The 712-nt window shown below is 44.9% G+C and carries 1 protein-coding gene; it reads right to left on the minus strand.

Annotation, left to right across the window (positions count from 1 at the left end; all coding sequences use genetic code 11):
* Positions 1–712 (minus strand): hypothetical protein (locus QNI15_RS38905; protein WP_314037607.1); only part of this gene is annotated, 712 nt, incomplete at both ends.

Consider the following 712-nt stretch of genomic DNA (forward strand, 5'->3'; position numbering starts at 1 on the left):
TCCCTGATAAGTCTGGCTGCTGGACACGTCCATCAACGCTCCTGTATTTAAAACAAAACTGTTCTTAAAGGTCTGACCATTGGTAAAACAATACAGTTTGGCACTCCCACTGACAACAAGGCTGGTTGCAGTCTCAAAAACGGAAGGGGTATACATCAATATCGTGGCATTGGCAGCAGCCGTGAGTGTACCCGTATTAAGTTTGACAGCATGTAATTCGATCAACCCACCCAAAGTGGCTCCGGCATTAAAGACCACATTACGCAAACGAGCATAAATTAAGGTTTGAGTAAGACTCATCGGTCCATTAAAGACCACATTATCTACTCCATAGCCAGCCCCGGAAATAGTTAGGCTTGTGGAAGCTCCCAGATTGGCCGTTCCATTAACAGTTGCATTATTGAGTTGGTATAAACGAAGATTGGTTCCACAACTGATACCACCAAACACTTTGTTAGCCGGCCCATTCAGATTCAGTGTCACATTGTTACCCACAGTAAAAACGCCTACAGTCTGAGTGATGGCATTACTGCTGGCAAAGTTAACATTGACCGTTCGGGTCGTGTTGGAGGAAAAGGTAATATTGCCAAAGGTTTTGGCTGTATTGCTTAAAGTCAGCGTTGTATTGGAAGCAGAAGTAAAAATCAATCCGGCACTTCCAGACACACTCATCCCATCGGCAAAGATGGCAGACGTACCACTGATGGTCAGG

It is taken from the genome of Xanthocytophaga flava (assembly GCF_030068545.1).
GTDB classification, from domain to species: domain Bacteria; phylum Bacteroidota; class Bacteroidia; order Cytophagales; family 172606-1; genus Xanthocytophaga; species Xanthocytophaga flava.